Annotated in this window: 15 protein-coding genes; 5 read left to right on the plus strand and 10 right to left on the minus strand. The window is 71.3% G+C overall.

Annotation, left to right across the window (positions count from 1 at the left end; genetic code table 11):
- Positions 1 to 40: 40 nt before the first annotated feature.
- On the plus strand, positions 41 to 553 hold the full coding sequence (locus AB0C26_RS15420; RefSeq protein ID WP_360247147.1) for a hypothetical protein: 513 nt from the start codon (positions 41 to 43) through the stop codon (positions 551 to 553).
- Positions 554 to 587: 34 nt separating this feature from the next.
- Here the strand turns inward: AB0C26_RS15420 and AB0C26_RS15425 are convergent, their stop codons facing one another.
- Positions 588 to 1760 (minus strand): ROK family protein, encoded by a 1173-nt coding sequence (locus tag AB0C26_RS15425; protein WP_360247149.1) that lies wholly within the window; start codon positions 1758 to 1760, stop codon positions 588 to 590.
- 52 nt (positions 1761 to 1812) lie between these two features.
- Here AB0C26_RS15425 and AB0C26_RS15430 point away from each other — a divergent pair, with 52 nt between their 5' ends.
- Complete coding sequence (locus AB0C26_RS15430; protein ID WP_360248253.1) at positions 1813 to 3024, plus strand: MFS transporter; 1212 nt, start codon at positions 1813 to 1815, stop codon at positions 3022 to 3024.
- Positions 3025 to 3028: 4 nt separating this feature from the next.
- On the opposite strand, the gene hisC is transcribed toward AB0C26_RS15430, so the two are convergent.
- From hisC to hppD, 3 genes are read right to left on the minus strand one after another with little or no spacing between them, the layout of a single operon-like run.
- Entirely contained in the window at positions 3029 to 4111 is a 1083-nt protein-coding gene (gene hisC / locus AB0C26_RS15435) for a histidinol-phosphate transaminase (RefSeq protein WP_360247151.1), read from the minus strand.
- On the minus strand, positions 4108 to 5214 hold the full coding sequence (locus tag AB0C26_RS15440; RefSeq protein ID WP_360247153.1) for an RDD family protein: 1107 nt from the start codon (positions 5212 to 5214) through the stop codon (positions 4108 to 4110). Before AB0C26_RS15440 ends, hisC begins: the two co-directional genes overlap by 4 nt.
- A 58-nt stretch (positions 5215 to 5272) precedes the next feature.
- Entirely contained in the window at positions 5273 to 6427 is a 1155-nt protein-coding gene (gene hppD / locus AB0C26_RS15445) for a 4-hydroxyphenylpyruvate dioxygenase (RefSeq protein ID WP_360247155.1), read from the minus strand.
- A gap of 208 nt (positions 6428 to 6635) precedes the next feature.
- On the opposite strand from hppD, the gene AB0C26_RS15450 reads away from it, so the two are divergent.
- Positions 6636 to 7940, plus strand: coding sequence for a hypothetical protein (locus tag AB0C26_RS15450; RefSeq protein WP_360247157.1), 1305 nt, complete (start codon positions 6636 to 6638; stop codon positions 7938 to 7940).
- Between the two features lie 71 nt (positions 7941 to 8011).
- On the plus strand, positions 8012 to 9682 hold the full coding sequence (locus tag AB0C26_RS15455; RefSeq protein WP_360247159.1) for a fumarate hydratase: 1671 nt from the start codon (positions 8012 to 8014) through the stop codon (positions 9680 to 9682).
- A 251-nt stretch (positions 9683 to 9933) separates the two neighbouring features.
- On the opposite strand, the gene AB0C26_RS15460 is transcribed toward AB0C26_RS15455, so the two are convergent.
- From AB0C26_RS15460 to AB0C26_RS15480, 5 genes are read right to left on the minus strand one after another with little or no spacing between them, the layout of a single operon-like run.
- Positions 9934 to 11052 carry an acyltransferase gene (locus tag AB0C26_RS15460; RefSeq protein WP_360247161.1) on the minus strand — a complete coding sequence of 373 codons (1119 nt, stop codon included), beginning with the start codon at positions 11050 to 11052 and terminating at the stop codon, positions 9934 to 9936.
- Positions 11053 to 11088: 36 nt separating this feature from the next.
- A complete protein-coding gene (locus AB0C26_RS15465) occupies positions 11089 to 12159 on the minus strand; it encodes a PQQ-binding-like beta-propeller repeat protein (RefSeq protein ID WP_360247163.1) in 1071 nt (356 codons plus the stop codon).
- A gap of 14 nt (positions 12160 to 12173) precedes the next feature.
- Entirely contained in the window at positions 12174 to 12632 is a 459-nt protein-coding gene (locus tag AB0C26_RS15470) for an SRPBCC family protein (RefSeq protein WP_360247165.1), read from the minus strand.
- 30 nt (positions 12633 to 12662) lie between these two features.
- The gene (locus AB0C26_RS15475) at positions 12663 to 13751 is read right to left on the minus strand and encodes a fumarylacetoacetate hydrolase family protein (RefSeq protein ID WP_360247167.1); all 1089 of its coding nucleotides are present in this window, start codon (positions 13749 to 13751) and stop codon (positions 12663 to 12665) included.
- Entirely contained in the window at positions 13748 to 14593 is an 846-nt protein-coding gene (locus AB0C26_RS15480; protein ID WP_360247169.1) for a hypothetical protein, read from the minus strand. Before AB0C26_RS15480 ends, AB0C26_RS15475 begins: the two co-directional genes overlap by 4 nt.
- Before the next feature lie 89 nt (positions 14594 to 14682).
- Here AB0C26_RS15480 and AB0C26_RS15485 point away from each other — a divergent pair, with 89 nt between their 5' ends.
- Positions 14683 to 15846: a homogentisate 1,2-dioxygenase gene (locus AB0C26_RS15485; RefSeq protein WP_360247171.1), complete on the plus strand. Its 1164-nt coding sequence runs from the start codon at positions 14683 to 14685 to the stop codon at positions 15844 to 15846.
- Here AB0C26_RS15485 and AB0C26_RS15490 read toward each other — a convergent pair.
- Complete coding sequence (locus AB0C26_RS15490; protein WP_360247173.1) at positions 15840 to 16499, minus strand: hypothetical protein; 660 nt, start codon at positions 16497 to 16499, stop codon at positions 15840 to 15842. The genes AB0C26_RS15485 and AB0C26_RS15490 overlap by 7 nt on opposite strands.
- Positions 16500 to 16544: the final 45 nt, after the last annotated feature.

Genomic DNA, 16544 nt, shown 5'->3' on the forward strand with positions numbered 1-16544 from the left:
CGGCGGGGCCTACGCCCCCGGACGAACAGGATCCCCTCTCATGCGACGCGCCCTCCTGGCCGTGATCGCCGCCGGCACCCTGCTGACCGGCGCCGCCTGCGACAGCGACGCGAACAGCTCCGACGCGGCCGCCGCCCCCACGCCGAGCGCCTCACCGAGCGCCTCGCCCGAGCCGGACTACTCGGCCAACACCGCGCTGGTCTGCGGCAATTTGCAGAAGCTGTACTCCGCCGAGCTCAAGGACTTCGGCGCCGCCATGGGCAAGCTGATCACCTACCGGGAGGCGAAGCAGGCCGCCGACGCCAAGAAGGCCGAGGACGCCGCCACCGCCAAACTGAAGGCCGTAGCCACCAAGATCCGCACCGACACCGCCACTGCCGAGGACCCCGAGTTCATGGCCGCCGGCCAGACATCGGCCGCCAAGGTCGACGCCAGCGCGGTCGACCGCAAATACATCACCAAAATCAAGACCTTGAAGGACCTCAACAGCACGATCGAGGCCCAGTTCACGGAGTGGCTCAGCCCCGTCGCCGGCTACTGCGCCCCCAGCTGAGACGCACCACTGCCTCGCGTGCCATGACCTGCCGTCACGCGAGGCGCGGGATGAGGCTTGACCATGCTTCCTCGGCGGCGCCGGCGATCGGGCCGTCCGCGCCCAGGGCTGCCGCGACGATCGGCGGCGGGCTGCTCCGGCGGATCTCCATCAACCCGGCTCGGTAGGAAGTCTGTATCTCCCTCTCGGCCGCGGCCAGAAGCTGCGCGCCCACGCCACCCAGGGTGACCAGGTCAGCGTCCAGAGCGTTGACCAGGCCGGCTATGCCCCGCCCAAGCGTCGCCGCAACCGCTCGAACGGCAACCCGCTCAGCTCCGCCGTCACCCCCAGCCCTGGCATCCGGGTCGGCGGCGGTGGCGATGACGCGGCGGGCGTAGGTGACCGGGTCTCGGGGAGGGCGGTGGCCCAGGTGACGGGCCAGTGCTGTGCCGTCGACGGCGGTTCCCCAGCAGCCGTGGGCTCCGCAGGGGCAGGGAATGGCCGGGTCGCCGAAGGGCATGTGGCCGAATTCGCCGGCGAAGCCGGAGGCGCCGTTCAGGAGGCGGCCCTGGTCGACTACCGCGCCGCCGAGGCCGCCGGCGATGAGCAGGTGGAGGGCGACGCGGGCGCCGGTGGCGGCGCCTCGGGCCGATTCGGCGGCGGCGGCCAGGCTGGCGTCGTTGCCGGCCACGAACACCGGCGTGGGGCCGGCGTCGGCGGCCGAGGGCCAGAGGCTGGTCAGGTCGACGTCGTGCCAGCCGACGTTCGTGGCGTCCAGGCGCAGGCTGCGCGAGACCGTGCCGGGAACCGAGACCCCGAGGGCGCGCAGGCGGCCGGGGTACTGCTCACGCAACCGGCCGATCGCGGCGTGCACGGCGGCGACCACCTCCGGCCAGGCCGGCGGGCGGTCGGCGGGGGCGTGGCCGGCAGCGATCGTGGTCAGGACGGCTCCGCCCAGTTCGGTTACCTGGAGGCGCCAGCCCTCGTGGGTGATTTCGGCGGCCAGCACCAGGGGGCCCTCCGAGTGGGGGACCAGGACCGTTGTCGGGCGGCCTCGGCTGCCGCTCGGGCGGGCGGGCACCTCGGCCAGTAGGTGGGCCTGTGACAGGCGGGCTACCAGCTCGGTGGTGGCGCCGGTGCCGATGCCGAGCAGGCGGGCGGCGTCGGCTCGGGTGACGCCCGGGTGGGCGTGCACGACGCCGAGCAGCTGGTTTGAGCGCGTCGTCACAGGGCAACCACTCCTTTTACTCGTTCCTAGAGCATATTCTTCGGCGGTGACCATGAACCGTCCGGGACTCGCCGTTCTCGGAGCCTCCACCTTCTTCTACGTGACCGCGGAGACTTTGCCGGTCGGGCTGCTGCCGCAGATCGCCGACGGGCTCTCGGTGGACGAGGCGGACGTCGGCCTGCTGCTGACCAGCTACGCCGTGGTGGCGGCGGTCAGCACGATCCCGTTGACGGCGCTGACCATGCGGGTGCCCCGGCACACGCTGATCGCGATCACGATGGGGATCTTCGTGGTGTCGCAGGCGGCGGCCGCGTTCGCGCCGACCTTTCCGGTGCTGACGCTCGCGCGGCTGGTCTGCGCGCTGGCGCACGGGGTCTTCTGGTCGGTGATCGGGCCGGTCACCGCGCGGCTCGCGCCGCCGGGGCAGGCGGGGCGGGCCACCGCGCTGGTCTTCGTGGGCAACTCGCTGGCCATCGTGCTCGGCGTGCCGCTGGGTACGGCGCTCGGGCAGTGGCTGGGCTGGCGGGTCGCGGTGGGCGTGATGGCCGTCGGCGGCGCCTTCTGCGTACTGCTGCTCGCCCGTGTTCTTCCGACGTTGCCGCCGCTTCCGCACGATCTGAACGTCCGGGCCGGGGCGCAGCTGCGCGCCGCCGTCGGGATCATCCGTGACCGGCAGGTCGCCGCGCTCTGCCTGATCACGACGGTGCTGGTCATCGGGCATTTCGCCGCTTACACGTACATCGCCCCGCTCGTCCGGCGGGACGCCGGGCTCGAGGGCGTCGCGCTGAGCGCGCTCCTTCTGGGGTACGGGGCGGTCGGGCTGGTCACGAACTTTGTGCTGGGCCGCCACTCGGACCGGCGGCCCGGCCAGATCGTCGTCGGCCTGCTGATCGTGCTGGCGGTCGCCGCGGCCGCGCTGGCACCCGTGCTCGGGGTCGTGCCGACCGTGCTCGCGGCGCTGCTGTGGGGCGGCGCGTTCACCGCCATCCCGGTCTTCCTGGCCAGCTCGGTGCTGCGGATCGCGCCCCGCGCCCGCGACGCCGCCTCCGCCCTGTACGTGGTCGCTTTCCAGATCGGCATCGGCGGCGGCGCCTTCCTCGGCGAACGCCTGGTCCGCGCCGGCCACCTCGGCACACTGCCGCTGGTGACCGGCGCCCTGGCCGTCGTCGCCGTCCTGCTCGTCGTCACCCTGGGCCGCCGGGTCTTCCCCGCCCGGCTCAGCGACGAGGACCACCACCGGGTCGAGGCCCAACTCGCCGCTTAGGCCCCTAACCTTCCAGGGCCGCTTCCGCGGCGGCCAGGAACAGGTCGTTCTCTTCCGGGGTGCCGATCGTGACGCGGACGCCGTCGGTCTGGAACGGGCGCACGATCACGCCCCGGCTCTCGCAGGCCTGGCCGAAGGCGATCGAGCGGTCGCCCAGCGGCAGCCAGACGAAGTTGGCCTGGCTCGCCGGCACGTCGATCGAGAGCTTGCGCAGCGCCTCGGTGACCCGCTCACGCTCGGCGACGACGAGCGCGCAGCGCCGGTTCACCTCGTCCTCCTGCTTCAGCGCGGCCAGCGCCGCCGCCTGGGCCACGATGCTCGTCGAGAACGGGGTGAGGACCTTGCGGATCGCGGTCGCCTCGCCGGGCTGCGCGACCAGGTAGCCCATCCGCAGGCCGGCCAGCCCCCACGCCTTCGACATCGTGCGGAGCACGACGACGTTGGGCCGGTCCGCGTACGTCTCGACGCCGTCCGGCACGTCCGGGTCGGTGACCAGTTCGCGGTACGCCTCGTCGAGCACCACCAGCACGTCCGACGGCACCGCGGCGAGGAACCGGTCGAGGTCCGCCTTGCGGATGGCCGTGCCGGTCGGATTGTTCGGGTTGCAGACGAAGACCAAGCGGGTCCGGTCGGTGATCGCCTCGGCCATCGCGTCGAGGTCGTGGCCGTGCCCCGGCGTGTTCGGGACGCGGACGCTGGTCGCGCCGACACCGGCCGAGATGATCGGGTACGCCTCGAACGAGCGCCACGCGTAGACGACCTCGTCGCCGGGCAGGGCGGTCGCCTTGACCAGGATCTCGGCCAGCGCCACCGAGCCGCAGCCGGTGACGATGCGGTCGGCGTCGACGCCGAGGCGCCGAGCCAGGGCCGCACGCAGCTCGACCGACCCCATGTCGGGGTAGCGGTGCGACGACAGCATGGCCTCGGAGACCGCCTCGGCCACGCCGGGCAGCGGGCCGTACGGAACCTCGTTGCTGGCCAGTTTGATCGCCTCGGCGATGCCGAGCTCGCGGGTCAGGTCGGCCAGGTTGCGACCGGGAACGTAGGCCGGGAGACCGTCCAGGTCAGCGCGGGTGAGGCGAGTCATCGTCCCTCTCCATTTCCATTGGTGCCGCTCGTGGTGGCGTCGACCGGGTGGTGGTTGTCCGGGGGCAGGGCGATCACGACCGTACGGGCGGTCTTGTCATGAAATGCCTGCCTGAGCTGCTGGTCGAAGACGGGCGAGATGCAGTCGATCAGTTGGAGCACGAAGCCGATGCCGGCGCAGCCCCAGGCCGGGGTCCAGAGACCGAGCCGGGCCCAGCGCCCGAACGCGCGGCCGAAGCCGAGCGGCTCGGTGTTCTCGACCGCGACCACCTTGATGCGCATGAGCTTCTTGCCGAGGGTCTGCCCGCTGCCGGCGATGGCCGGCGCCTCGTACGCCAGCCAGAGCAGCGTGGCGACGATCAGCATGGCCCAGAGCAGTCCGTCCATCCGGCCCGAGGCCTGCACGTCGAACGCGCTGCCGCCGTTCGCCATCTCGTCGAGGGTGGCGCGGTACATGGGCACGAACTCTTGGGCCCACTGGTACGCGAACCAGCCGTTCACCACCACGTTCAGCAGCAGCACGGCCAGGATGTCGAGGAGCCGGGCCACCAGGCGTGGCCCGAGCCCGGCCAGCGCGTAGCCGTGCGGCCGGGCCTGTACGGGATACATGGCCGCGCGCATGCCGGGCGGCATCCGCTCCCACCCGGGTGGCGGCTGCCACCCCGGAGGGGGCTGCCATCCGGGCGGCGGTCCAGGCTGCTGCCCCGCCGGCCCGGGCTGCTGCCAGGCGGGCGGCTGCTGCCAGCCCGGCCCCGACGGCGGCCCCTGCTGCCAGCCCGGCGGCGGCGCACCCCAACCCGGCGCACCCGAACCCGGAACACCCGAACTCGGAACGCTTGAACCCGGAACGCCTGAACCCGGAGCTCCCGGCCCCGGCGGCGGAGCCTGCTGCCAGCTCGGCGGCGGACCGGCCGGTGAGTCGCCGGGGGCGGCCGCGGTCGCGGGAGGCGCCGCCGCGGGCGGCTCCTCCTCGACCGGCGGCGGGCCGTCGGGCGGCGTCGCGTCGGCCGGAATGGCCTTGCCGAGCCAGCCGTCACCGTCCCAGTAGCGCTGGGTGTCGGGGTCGGCCGGGTCCTTGTACCAACCGGCGGGCAGCGAACTCATGGAAGAACCTTAGCGACCTGGGCCTGGAGGATTTCTGTGTGCGGCGACCAGGTCGGTGTCACAGATTGCCGCGCAGCTCCTGCTCCCGCTCGATGGCCTCGAAGAGCGCCTTGAAGTTGCCCTTGCCGAAGCCGAGCGAGCCGTGCCGCTCGATGAGCTCGAAGAACACCGTGGGCCGGTCCTGCACCGGGGCCGTGAAGATCTGGAGCAGGTAGCCGTCCTCGTCCCGGTCGACCAGGATGCCGCGCTTCTTCAGCTCCTCGATCGGCGCCCGCACCTCACCGATCCGGGCGCGCAGCTCGGGGTCGTCGTAGTACGAGTCGGGGGTCTTGAGGAACTCGACGCCGGCCTGCCGCATGGCGTCGACCGCGTTGATGATGTCGTTGGTGGCCACCGCGACGTGCTGGGCGCCCGGGCCGCCGTAGAACTCGAGGTATTCGTCGATCTGCGACTTGCGCTGCGAGACGGCCGGCTCGTTGAGCGGGAACTTGACCTTGCGGGTGCCGTCGGCGACGACCTTCGACATCAGCGCCGAGTAGTCGGTGGCGATGTCGTCGCCGATGAACTCGGCCATGTTGGTGAAGCCCATGACCCGGCGGTAGAACTCGACCCACTCGTCCATGCGGCCCAGCTCGACGTTGCCGACCACGTGGTCGACGGCCTGGAAGAAGCGCTTGGGCTGCAGGCCGGCGTCGATGGCGGGCTGCCGGTCGACGATCGGCTCGCGGGCCACGAAACCGGGCAGGAACGGACCGTCGTAGCCGGAACGGTCGATCAGCGTGTGGACGGTGTCGCCGTAGGTGGCGATCACGGCGACCCGGACGGTGCCGTTCTCGTCCTTCAGGTCGTACGGCTCGGTGACGCCGCGCGCGCCGGCGCCGGTGGCGTGCTTGTAGGCGGCGTCGACGTCGGGCACCTCGAGCGCGATGTCGCGGATGCCGTCGCCGTGCTTGGTGACGTGGTCGGCGCCGGGCGCGCCGGCGTGCACGCAGCCGGTCAGCACGAACCGGGCGGAGCCGCTGACGAGTACGTACTCGGCGTGGTCGCGGTAGCCCTGCTCGGGTCCGCGGTAGGCGACGAGCTTCATGCCGAAGGCCGTGGAGTAATAGTGGGCGGCCTGTTTGGCGTTGCCCACGAGAAACTGAAGATGATCGACGCCCTTGACCGGAAAGACGTCGGCGGTGCGGGTCCCGTGTTCCATCGTCTGCGTCATTGGCCGAGGTTGTCGCAGGTCACAGGGGTGGGGCAACAGTTGTTCCCGGCGTTGGGCAGTCTGCGCGATCCACTCGCCGTAACCTCTTCCTCACAGTGCAACTTGCACAGTTCACGCCCCGCCATAGGTGATCTTCAGGACATAAGCGCTCGACACGGGCGGATCGAGATCCATCGTCCGGGTGATTGACCTGGCTAGCGTGTCGCGCATGGCGTCGGGTGGCCGCCCCTGGAAGGGCTACGCGCTGGTCGCGATCGTGATCGTGGTCGTGCTCGCCACCACCGGCGTGTGGAACCCGTGGCCGAACGTCTGGAACTGGGTCAACACCAGCAAGCCGATCGCCGGCGACGCGGCCCAGTGGCAGCAGCGGATCGGCGGCAGCCCGCAGAGCGTGGCGATAGTCGGCGACGCGGTGGTCGTCGAGTACCGGACCTCCGTCGAGGCGTACGGCATCACCGCCGGGGTGAAGCTCTGGGACAGCGACGCCGACTGGGCCTCGATCGCCGGGGACGGCAACGACGCCGTGGTCGCCACCGGCCGGCTGCTCACCAAGGGCTACCAGGTGCTCGATCCGCGCAGCGGTGCCGTGCTGCGGGCCGACACCGCGGCCACCGCCGTGTGGACGTACAAGAACGCGCTTCTAGATCTGCATTGCGCCAAGGGCAGTGACTGTCAGTTGACGGCGTGGGCGCCACGCGGCAGCAAGCCGCTGTGGACGGTCGACACGGGCGGTATCGGGTTCGTCCTCAACGCCGCCAATCCCGACCTGCCCGACACCCGGCAGTTGACCGCCGACCGGGTCGACGACGACGTGGCGCGGCCGCGGCAGATGCCCAGCCTGATCGGACTGCCGGACGACGGGAAGATCCGGGTGGTGGACACGGCGACCGGCCGGGTCGCGCAGACCGTCGAGCCCGGACCGGACCAGCGGGTGGCCATCGCCGGCGGGCGGGTTCTGACGATCACCGGCACGCCCGGCGACGGGACCTGCTACTACAGCGTCGTGGCGACGGATCCCCCCTCGTCGGCGCCGGTCTGGAAAAAAGACGGGCTCAATTTGCGTACGGCCGAGAACGGCTCCAACTGCAAGCAGGAACGCGACCCGGCCGGCGGCGAGGACGTGCTGCTGGGGGTCGACCCGGTCGGCCGGGAGGAGCTGCTGGCCGGGCACGACGGGCGGGTCCTGTGGCACGGGGCCAAGGGCGAGAACGTGCTCGCGGTGAACGACAACTACGCGGTGATCCGTAACGCCGCGAAGAACACGTTCCGTGGCTACGCCTTCCGCGGTAATCACACTGTGTGGTCCCGGCCGGTGGGCGCGAACCCGTCGACGGCCCTCACCCCGTACGCCGCCGTGGTCGTCAGCCGGAAACCGGACCGGGTCGTGGCGATCGCTCCCGGATCCGGACGGCTGCTGGCCGACGTGCGTACCGGCGCCGAGGTCTTCGCCGTCGGACCAGGCGGAATGATCGCTGTCTCGGGGCGCGACATGGCGTACCTCCCGTGGGCTTGACCTAACTGGTATGTGGGCAAGGGGCGGAGCGGTTCGCATACCGCCCGGCGGCTGTCCTAGGCTTGCCGCTCATGAGCAGAGGCGCCGCATTCACGTACTCGCCGCTGTTGCCCACCGGCGACGACCTGACCGAGTACCGACTGGTCACCGACGAGGGCGTGGATGTCGTCGCGGGACCGGGCGGGCGGCAGTTCCTGACCGTCGAGCCGTCGGCCATCACGCAGCTCACCGCGGAAGCGATGCACGACATCGCCCACTACCTGCGCCCGGCCCACCTGTCGCAGCTCCGTTCGATCATCGACGACCCGCGGGCCTCGGCCAACGACCGCTTCGTCGCCCTCGACCTGCTGCGCAACGCCAACATCGCGGCCGGCGGCGTGCTGCCGATGTGCCAGGACACCGGCACGGCGATCGTGATGGGCAAGCGCGGGCGGCACGTGCTGACCGACGGCACCGATGAGGAAGCCATCGCCCAGGGCGTCTACCAGGCGTACACCCGCTTGAATCTCCGCTACTCGCAGCTGGCGCCGCTCACCATGTGGGACGAGCGCAACACGGGATCGAATCTTCCGGCCCAGATCGAGCTGTACGCGGAGGACCCGGGCGGCCAGCCGGACGCGTACAAGTTCCTGTTCATGGCCAAGGGCGGCGGCTCGGCCAACAAGTCGTACCTCTACCAGGAGACCAAGGCGCTGCTGAACCCGGCGCGCATGATGGAGTTCCTCGACGAGAAGCTCCGCCTGATCGGCACGTCGGCCTGCCCGCCCTACCACCTGGCCGTGGTCATCGGCGGCACCAGCGCCGAGCACGCGCTGAAGACGGCCAAGCTGGCCAGCGCCAAATACCTGGACAACCTCCCCCGGCACGGCACGATGGCCGGCCACGGCTTCCGCGACGTCGAGCTGGAGGCCGCGGTCCTCGAGCTGACCCGCGACTTCGGCATCGGCGCCCAGTTCGGCGGGCGTTACTTCTGCCACGACGTACGGGTGATCCGCCTGCCCCGGCACGGCGCGTCCTGCCCGGTGGCGATCGCGGTCAGCTGCTCGGCCGACCGCCAGGCCCTAGCCAAGATCACGCCGTCGGGCGTCTGGCTGGAACGCCTCGAAACCGACCCGGCCCGCTTCCTGCCCGACGTCGACGTCAGCAACGAGCCCGTGGTCAAGGTCGACCTCAACCGCCCGATGGCCGAGATCCGGGCCGAGCTGTCCCGCTACCCGGTCAAGACTCGCCTCTCGCTGACCGGCCCCCTGGTCGTGGCCCGCGACATCGCCCACGCCAAAATCGCCGAACGCCTCGACGCGGGCGAGCCCATGCCGCAGTACCTGCGCGACCACGCGGTCTACTACGCGGGCCCGGCCAAGACCCCCGAGGGGTACGCGTCGGGCTCGTTCGGCCCCACGACGGCCGGCCGGATGGACTCGTACGTGGAGAAGTTCCAGGCCGCCGGCGGCTCCCTGATCATGCTGGCCAAGGGCAACCGTTCAGCCCAGGTGACGAAGGCCTGCCAGTCGTACGGCGGCTTCTACCTGGGCTCGATCGGCGGCCCGGCGGCTCGCCTGGCCCAGGACTGCATCCGCCACGTCGAGGTCCTCGAATACCCCGAACTCGGCATGGAGGCCGTCTGGCGCATCGAGGTCGAGGACTTCCCCGCCTTCATCGTCGTCGACGACAAGGGCAACGACTTCTTCGCCGACGTGACCCGCCCCAACCCGCTCCTCCGCATCGGCGCCGGCCCTTCGTAGACCGCAGAGCCAGCCAGAATGCGCTGATCGCTCCGTTCCGATGCGGCTGCCCGGGGCGCGAACGACCCGATTGCCGGCGTCGACGAGTCTTGTCCCGCGCCTCGCATGCCGGCAGTTCGGGACGCGACGGGATGGGGCCGGTACTTCTAGTCCGGGGCGGCGGGAAGGACAGGGATGGCCGGGCCTTGGAGACTCGGCTCGTGGCCAGGGCGGACGCACGGCACATCGGTGGCGCGCCGAGCGTTCGCCTGTCATCGCTGGCCTGGAGTTCGCACCCGGTTCTCTTCGGCCCATCGGCGCGGCGACGGGCGGACGTTGGTGGGGATCGGGAGTTCCCGCGTCGCTTGAAGGCGGCGGCGCAGGTAGGCCGCCAGCGGGCGTTCGAGCCAGCGGTGCACCATCCAGGCGACCAGCAGCATGACGGCGATGGTGCCGATCAGGACCAGCCAGTGTGGGGCCCGGTCGTGGGTGGCCCGGATGATCAGCCAGCCGATGTTCTGGTGGAGCAGGTAGAACGGGTATGTCAGCAGGCCCGCCGTGGTCAGGGAGCGCCACCGCACCCGCGCCGTCCAGCCCAGGGCGACCACCGCCATCACCGCGAAGAACGCCGTGACGATCAGGATGGCCGTGGTGTCGGAGAGCGGCGCCTTGATGTTCGCCTTCTCCGTCTGGGCCACCCGGGCGATGACGTTGTGCTGGGCCATCAGGTACGACGCCGCGACCAGACCCCACAGTCTCAGGTCGCTGCCGAAGCGGTGGATCAGGTAGAACGCCATCCCGGCCACGAACAGCGGCGCGTAGTCCGGCTGCAGGGCGACGATCAGCAGCTTCTCGCGGCTCGTGTGGGCGATGACCGCCGCCGTCAGCCAGCCGTAGCCGAACCACATGGCGCTCTGGCGGTTCAGGCCGCGCCACAGCAGCACGGCGAAGAGCAGATAGAACCGCGCCTCGGCCCAGAGCGTCCAGTAGACGCCCTCGACGCCGTGGACTCCCAGCGGCCACTGGAGCATCGTCAGGTTGAGCAGCACGTCGCTGAGGCGCAGCGGCTGGGCCACCACCGGCCACAGGCCCACGACCATGGCCGTGATCAGCACGCAGGGCCAGTAGGCGGGGAACAGGCGCAGGAACCGGGAGCGGACGAACGCCCCGGTGTCGCGGCCCCAGGCGCTCATGCAGATGACGAAGCCGCTGATCATGAAGAACAGTTCGACGCCGAGCCAGCCGTACTGGGCGGCCTCGTGGACGCGGGAGACCGCCACCGCGGGTGGGGCGCCCCAGGCGCCGGTGACGTCGTTGCGGCCGGCGAAGTGGTAGAAGGCGACCATGACGGCGGCGAACAGCCGGAGGCCGTCCAGGACCACGATGCGCATCTGTGGTTCAACGCCGGCGCCGGCGAACGGTGGCGGTCAGATCGCGGCGATGATGACCGTGTCGACGGTGAAGTAGTGGCCCGGCTTCTCGGGGTTGGCGGGCCCGTCGTCGTCGAGGCGTTCGATGGCCACCCAGTGGTCGGTGACCTGCCACAGCCCGGGTTTCCAGGTCAGCTTCTCTTTTTCGACGGCGAGCGGGAACTCCACGGCGCCGACCTTGAGGTGGCGGTCGTCGGTGAGCAGCACCAGACGGCCGTTCGAGGCGCCCAGGACCTGGGCTCCGGGCTGCGGCGGGATCGCCCGGCCGCCGGCCACCGTGCTGCCCGGCTGGTCGAGCACGGTCGAGCGTTGCGGGCGGGCGCCGGTGGCCAGCCAGCCCCGGCCGTCCGCGTCGCGCAGGCCGCCGCAGCCGGAGGAGGCGACACCGCAGCCCAGTGGCGTGTGCGGACCGGCCGGCCAGCCGGCGACGGCTTCGCCGGTGGCCAGCGAGAACGCCTGTTCGGTGCACACGAACTGGCCGCCGGTGGTGGTGAAGGCGTCCTGGCATGAGATCGGCGCCGACCAGCGCGGGGCGCCCGTGGTGGCGTCGTAGGCGTTCACCCGGCTGCTGTCGCTGACCAGGACCGCCCCGGCGCCGGTGTAGAGCCCGGCCGGCGCCCACACGGTCGCCGCGCCGGTGCGGTGCCCGTCGAAGGCCGGCGCCTTGACGCCGGTGGCGACCCGCCAGATCTCCTTGCCGTCGAGGGCGGAGATTCCGATCAGGGTGCCGTCGGCCCAGCGGCTGATCACCGTGTCGCCGACCGCCACGACGCCGGAGAGCTGCTCGGGCCAGCGCCGCAGCGACCAGATCGCGGTCATCACGCCCTTGGCCCAGACCGGGTCGGCCCGCACCTGGCGCTTGGACGCATACACCCGGACGGCGTCGGCCACGATCAGCGGCGCCTGGTTGGTCCGGCCGGTGACCTGCGGCGCGCGGGTCACGGGCACCGGGTAGGGCGGGGACGCGGCGGAGGCCACCTCGGCCGGCTTGAGGACCCGCCAGCCGATCACGGCGGCCACGAGGGCTATGACGAGCGCCAAGGATGTACGGATCAGCACTCGGAGCACCAGTGAAGGTTATGTCAGGCGGCCGCCGCTAGATCGTCCAGGTCGCGCCGCAGGGCGCCCTCGGCGGTCTCGGCGGCGAGGCCCCCGAAGATCAGCGCGAGGATCCGCCCGGCCGGAGCGGTCGGGCTGCCGTTCTGCACCACTGTCACCATCGTGCCGCCGCGGTGCCGGCCGGAGACCACCGGCTGGAACGAGTAGGTCATCCGATAGTCGGCGCCGATGCCGGGCGATGTGACCACGAAGCGGTCCGGCACGACGCACTCGAGCACCCGGAACTCCTCGGTGACCTCGCCGCCGTCGGCCATTTGCCGGGTTTCGCGCCAGACGGTGCCCGCGCCGAACTCGCCGTGGCTGCGCACCTCGACCCGGGTGACCGCCGAGAGCCATTCCCGGCGGCGGCTCAGGTCGGTGAAGACCTGCCAGACCACCGCGACCGGCGCGTCGATCGGGCGGGTCACCACAACCGTCGACATAGCGTCACCTCCCACGCCATCAGACAGTAACTATCCGACCACGATCCCGCTGACCGATCCAAGACCGATCTTGCCGTCGGCCGAGGTTCCGCTGATCACGACCTCGTCGCCGTCGAGCAGGAAACCTCGCTGCGAGCCGTCGGCCAGCGTCACCGGGGAGGCGCCGTCGGCGGTCAGCTCGAGGAACGAGCCGACCTGGTCCGGCGACGGCCCGGAGACGGTGCCCGACGCGTACAGGTCGCCGGTCCGGACCGACGCCCCGTTGCTGGTCAGGTGGGCCAGCTGCTGCGCCGCCGTCCAGTACATCGAGGCGAACGGCGGTGAGCTCACCAGGGTCCCGTTCCAGGCGATCGAGAGCTTGAGGTCGTACGCCGGTCCGGCCGGCCGCAGGTAGTCGAGCGGCTCCGGATCCTGGGCCGGCGCGGGCACCGGAGCGAGAACGGAGAGCGGCACCACCCACGGCGAGACAGAGGTGGCGAACGATTTGCCCAAGAACGGGCCAAGTGGCCGGTATTCCCAGGCTTGCAGATCGCGAGCGGACCAGTCGTTCACGAGCACGATCCCGAACACGTGGTCTTCGAACGAGCCGGTGGTGATCCGCCGGCCCGGCGTGCCGACCACGAAACCGACTTCGGCCTCGACGTCGAGACGCCGCGTCGCACCATATGAACCGGCAGCGAGCTGGCCGTACGGTCGCCGGATCGGCGTGCCCGAGACGACGACCGTCGACGACCGGCCGTGATAGCCGATCGGCAGGTGACGCCACTGCGGCGGCAGCCCGGGCGACGACGGCCGCAGGATCCGTCCCACGTTGAGCGCGTGCGCCTCGGACGAGTAGAAGTCGGTGTAGTCGGCCACCTCGAACGGCAGATGCATCGTCACACCGTGCAACGGGCTCGTAGGCGGCCCCGACGCGACGTAGTCGAGGACGGCCTCCCGCGCCGCCGTCCACTCCGGACGCCCGGCCGCCAGCAGCGGGTTGAGCGACGGCGCGGCGAAGAACCCGCCGAGGCCCGACAGATCGACGACGTCGTTTCCCAGCCGTACGCCGAGTCGCCGCTCCCCTTGCGGCACGCTGAACACTCCGTACGGCAAATTGTCGAGGCCGTAGCCCGTCATGAATAACCCCCGTTGATCAGGCCGAGCCGGACCAGCTCGGTGAGTGGCTCCACCACGTTGGCCACCCCGAAGCCGGCGAACAGCGGCCGTGGCCCGTCGCGCTGGGCCCGGCAGGACTCGACCAGCGGCACGGGGTGGGTCGCCGCCAGCAGCTCGGCCACCTCGGCCACCTCGGCGCCCCGGTCCGCCGAGATCGAGGCGGTCAGCACGTTGAGGAAGCCGTGGTGGGTGAAGCCGGTCTCGGGGTCGGTGTGCCGGATGGCGTGGCGCAGGCCGGCCGCGAGACGGAACGGGAGCCGGCGGTCGCGGCAGGCGCAGAGCACCGCGGCCAGCTCGACGGGTGTCGGGAAGAGCTCGGCGGCCAGCCCGCCGACCCGGAACTTGGGCGCGATGCGCAGCCCGGCCGCGCGCGCCTCGGCGACCGCGTCCAGGGCGGCCAGCAGACCCCAGCTGAGCGGGATCTCGGCGTACACCTCGAGGCTCTGATCCTCGCCGGCCAGCGCCCGCAGGTTGGCCAGGCCGGGCTGCGGATCCTCGCCGCGGCGGGCCACCGCCGCCTCGAGGTGCAGGACCACGGCGCCGGCGGCGCGCAGTTTCTCGACGGCGACCGGCACGGCGGTGAACGGGACGTCGCCGACCAGGGCGACCGGCAGCTGGCCGGCGCTCAGATCGGCGCCGATCAGCGAGGCGGGGACGAGCAGCGACCCGAGCAGACCGGCGAACCAGCCGTCGCGATGTTCGGCGTGCTTGGCGACGGCGTCGGTCACGCTGACCGGGCTCGGCGGCATCAGGGACGCGTCGTCCACCAGCCCGGCGAAGAGCGGAGGCACCAGCGTTGACACGAATCCGAACCTAATGGACGCTTCGAGAAGCGGACAACCACGTCCGCTATGTCGGTTTTGCCAAACAGGCCAACGCCGAGGAGGCAACGATGCCGTACTACCGCACCGTCGGCGAGGTGCCGCACAAACGGCACACGCAGTTCCGGCGCCCCGACGGCGGGCTCTACGCCGAGGAACTGATGGGCCAGGAGGGCTTCTCCTCCGACTCGTCGCTGCTCTATCACCGGCACGCGCCCACCGCGATCGTCTCGGCCGAGACGTACGAACCACCGGCGACCACGCAGTCGCCCAACCTGCCCCTGAAACCGCGCCATCTGCGAACTCACAAACTCGACGCCGGTCCGGCCGACGCGGTTCTCGGCCGCCGGCCGCTGCTGGCCAACAACGACGTCCGCATCGGGTACGTGGTGGCCGACCGCCCGTCGCCGCTCTACCGCGACGCGATCGGCGACGAGTGCCTGTACGTCGAGGACGGCCGCGCCGTCGTCGAGACCACCTTCGGCGCCCTGGAGGTCGGCGCCGGCGACTACGTCATCATCCCGACCTCGGTGGTGCACCGGATCGTGCCGCAGGACGGGCCCGTACGGCTGCTGACCATCGAGGCGACCGGCCACATCGGACCACCGAAGCGCTACCTCTCGGTGCGCGGCCAGTTCCTCGAGCACGCCCCCTACTGCGAGCGTGACCTGCGCGGGCCCGGCGAGCCGTTGCAGGCCGAGGGGACCGACGTCGAGGTGTACGTGAAGCACCGGGCCGGCTGGACCCGGCACGTCTACGCGCACCACCCGTTCGACGTGGTCGGCTGGGACGGCTGCCTGTACCCGTGGGCGTTCTCGATTCACGACTTCGAGCCGATCACCGGGCGCGTGCACCAGCCGCCGCCGGTGCACCAGACGTTCGAGGGGCCCAACTTCGTGGTGTGCTCGTTCGTGCCGCGCAAGGTCGACTACCACCCGCTGGCCATCCCGGTGCCGTACAACCACCACAACGTCGACTCCGACGAGATGATGTTCTACACCGGCGGCAACTACGAGGCCCGCCGCGGCTCCGGCATCGAGCAGGGCTCGATCTCGCTGCACCCGTCGGGCTTCACCCACGGCCCGCAGCCGGGCGCGGTCGAGCGGGCCATCGGCGCCGAGGCGTTCGACGAGCTCGCCGTCATGGTCGACACGTTCCGCCCGCTCGACCTGTGCGACGCCGGCCTGGCGGTGGAGGACACCGCGTACGCCTGGACCTGGAACCGCCCTCAGTGAAGGACCGAGACCTCGACCGTGATTGATTCGGGGAGCGGCTGGCCGGAGGGGAAGGCCGGAACCCGCATCGCCATGACGTTGTCACCGCGGCGCAGGCAGTAGCCCCGGCCCACGGTGAGTTCCACGTACTCGGGTCCGTAGGTGACACCGTTGTCCTCGTCGCAGGCGTTCGGGTCGGTGAACGGATCGCCGGTCGCCGGCCCGATCGTCGCCCGCTTCTCCAGCGGCTCGGCGCTCCAGACCCGCTTGTCGGCGCCGGTGCAGTTCTGCACCTTCTCGTCCTTGCCGGGCGTCGAGCAGAGCAGCGAGATGTCGCCGGTGTAGGCGTTCGTCCCGGCTCGCGGCGGCGAGAGCCACAGGGCACCCTGCGGGTATTTGTCGCCCGAGCCCATGGGAACGGTGACCGGCAGCACCGCCGTACCGAAGGCTTGCCGGGGCGGGGTCGAGGCGACGACGACCGGCGCGGCTTCCGGCTCCGGCTCGTGGCCGGTCTGGCTCCGGTAGAGAGTCACCGCGAACGTGCCCGCGGCCAGGACCGCCACGGCCAGGGCGGTCGCCAGCCGCCCGCGGGTGAGCCGCTCGCTGCGGGCCACCGCGACGGTGACCGCGATCAGCAGCAGGACCGCCACACCGGCGATGACGAGATCGACCATGCCGACAAACTAGTGGGGCCGGCGCTGATGATCAGCCCCGGCCCC

Source organism: Actinoplanes sp. NPDC048796, from assembly GCF_040650035.1.
Classification (GTDB): domain Bacteria; phylum Actinomycetota; class Actinomycetes; order Mycobacteriales; family Micromonosporaceae; genus Actinoplanes.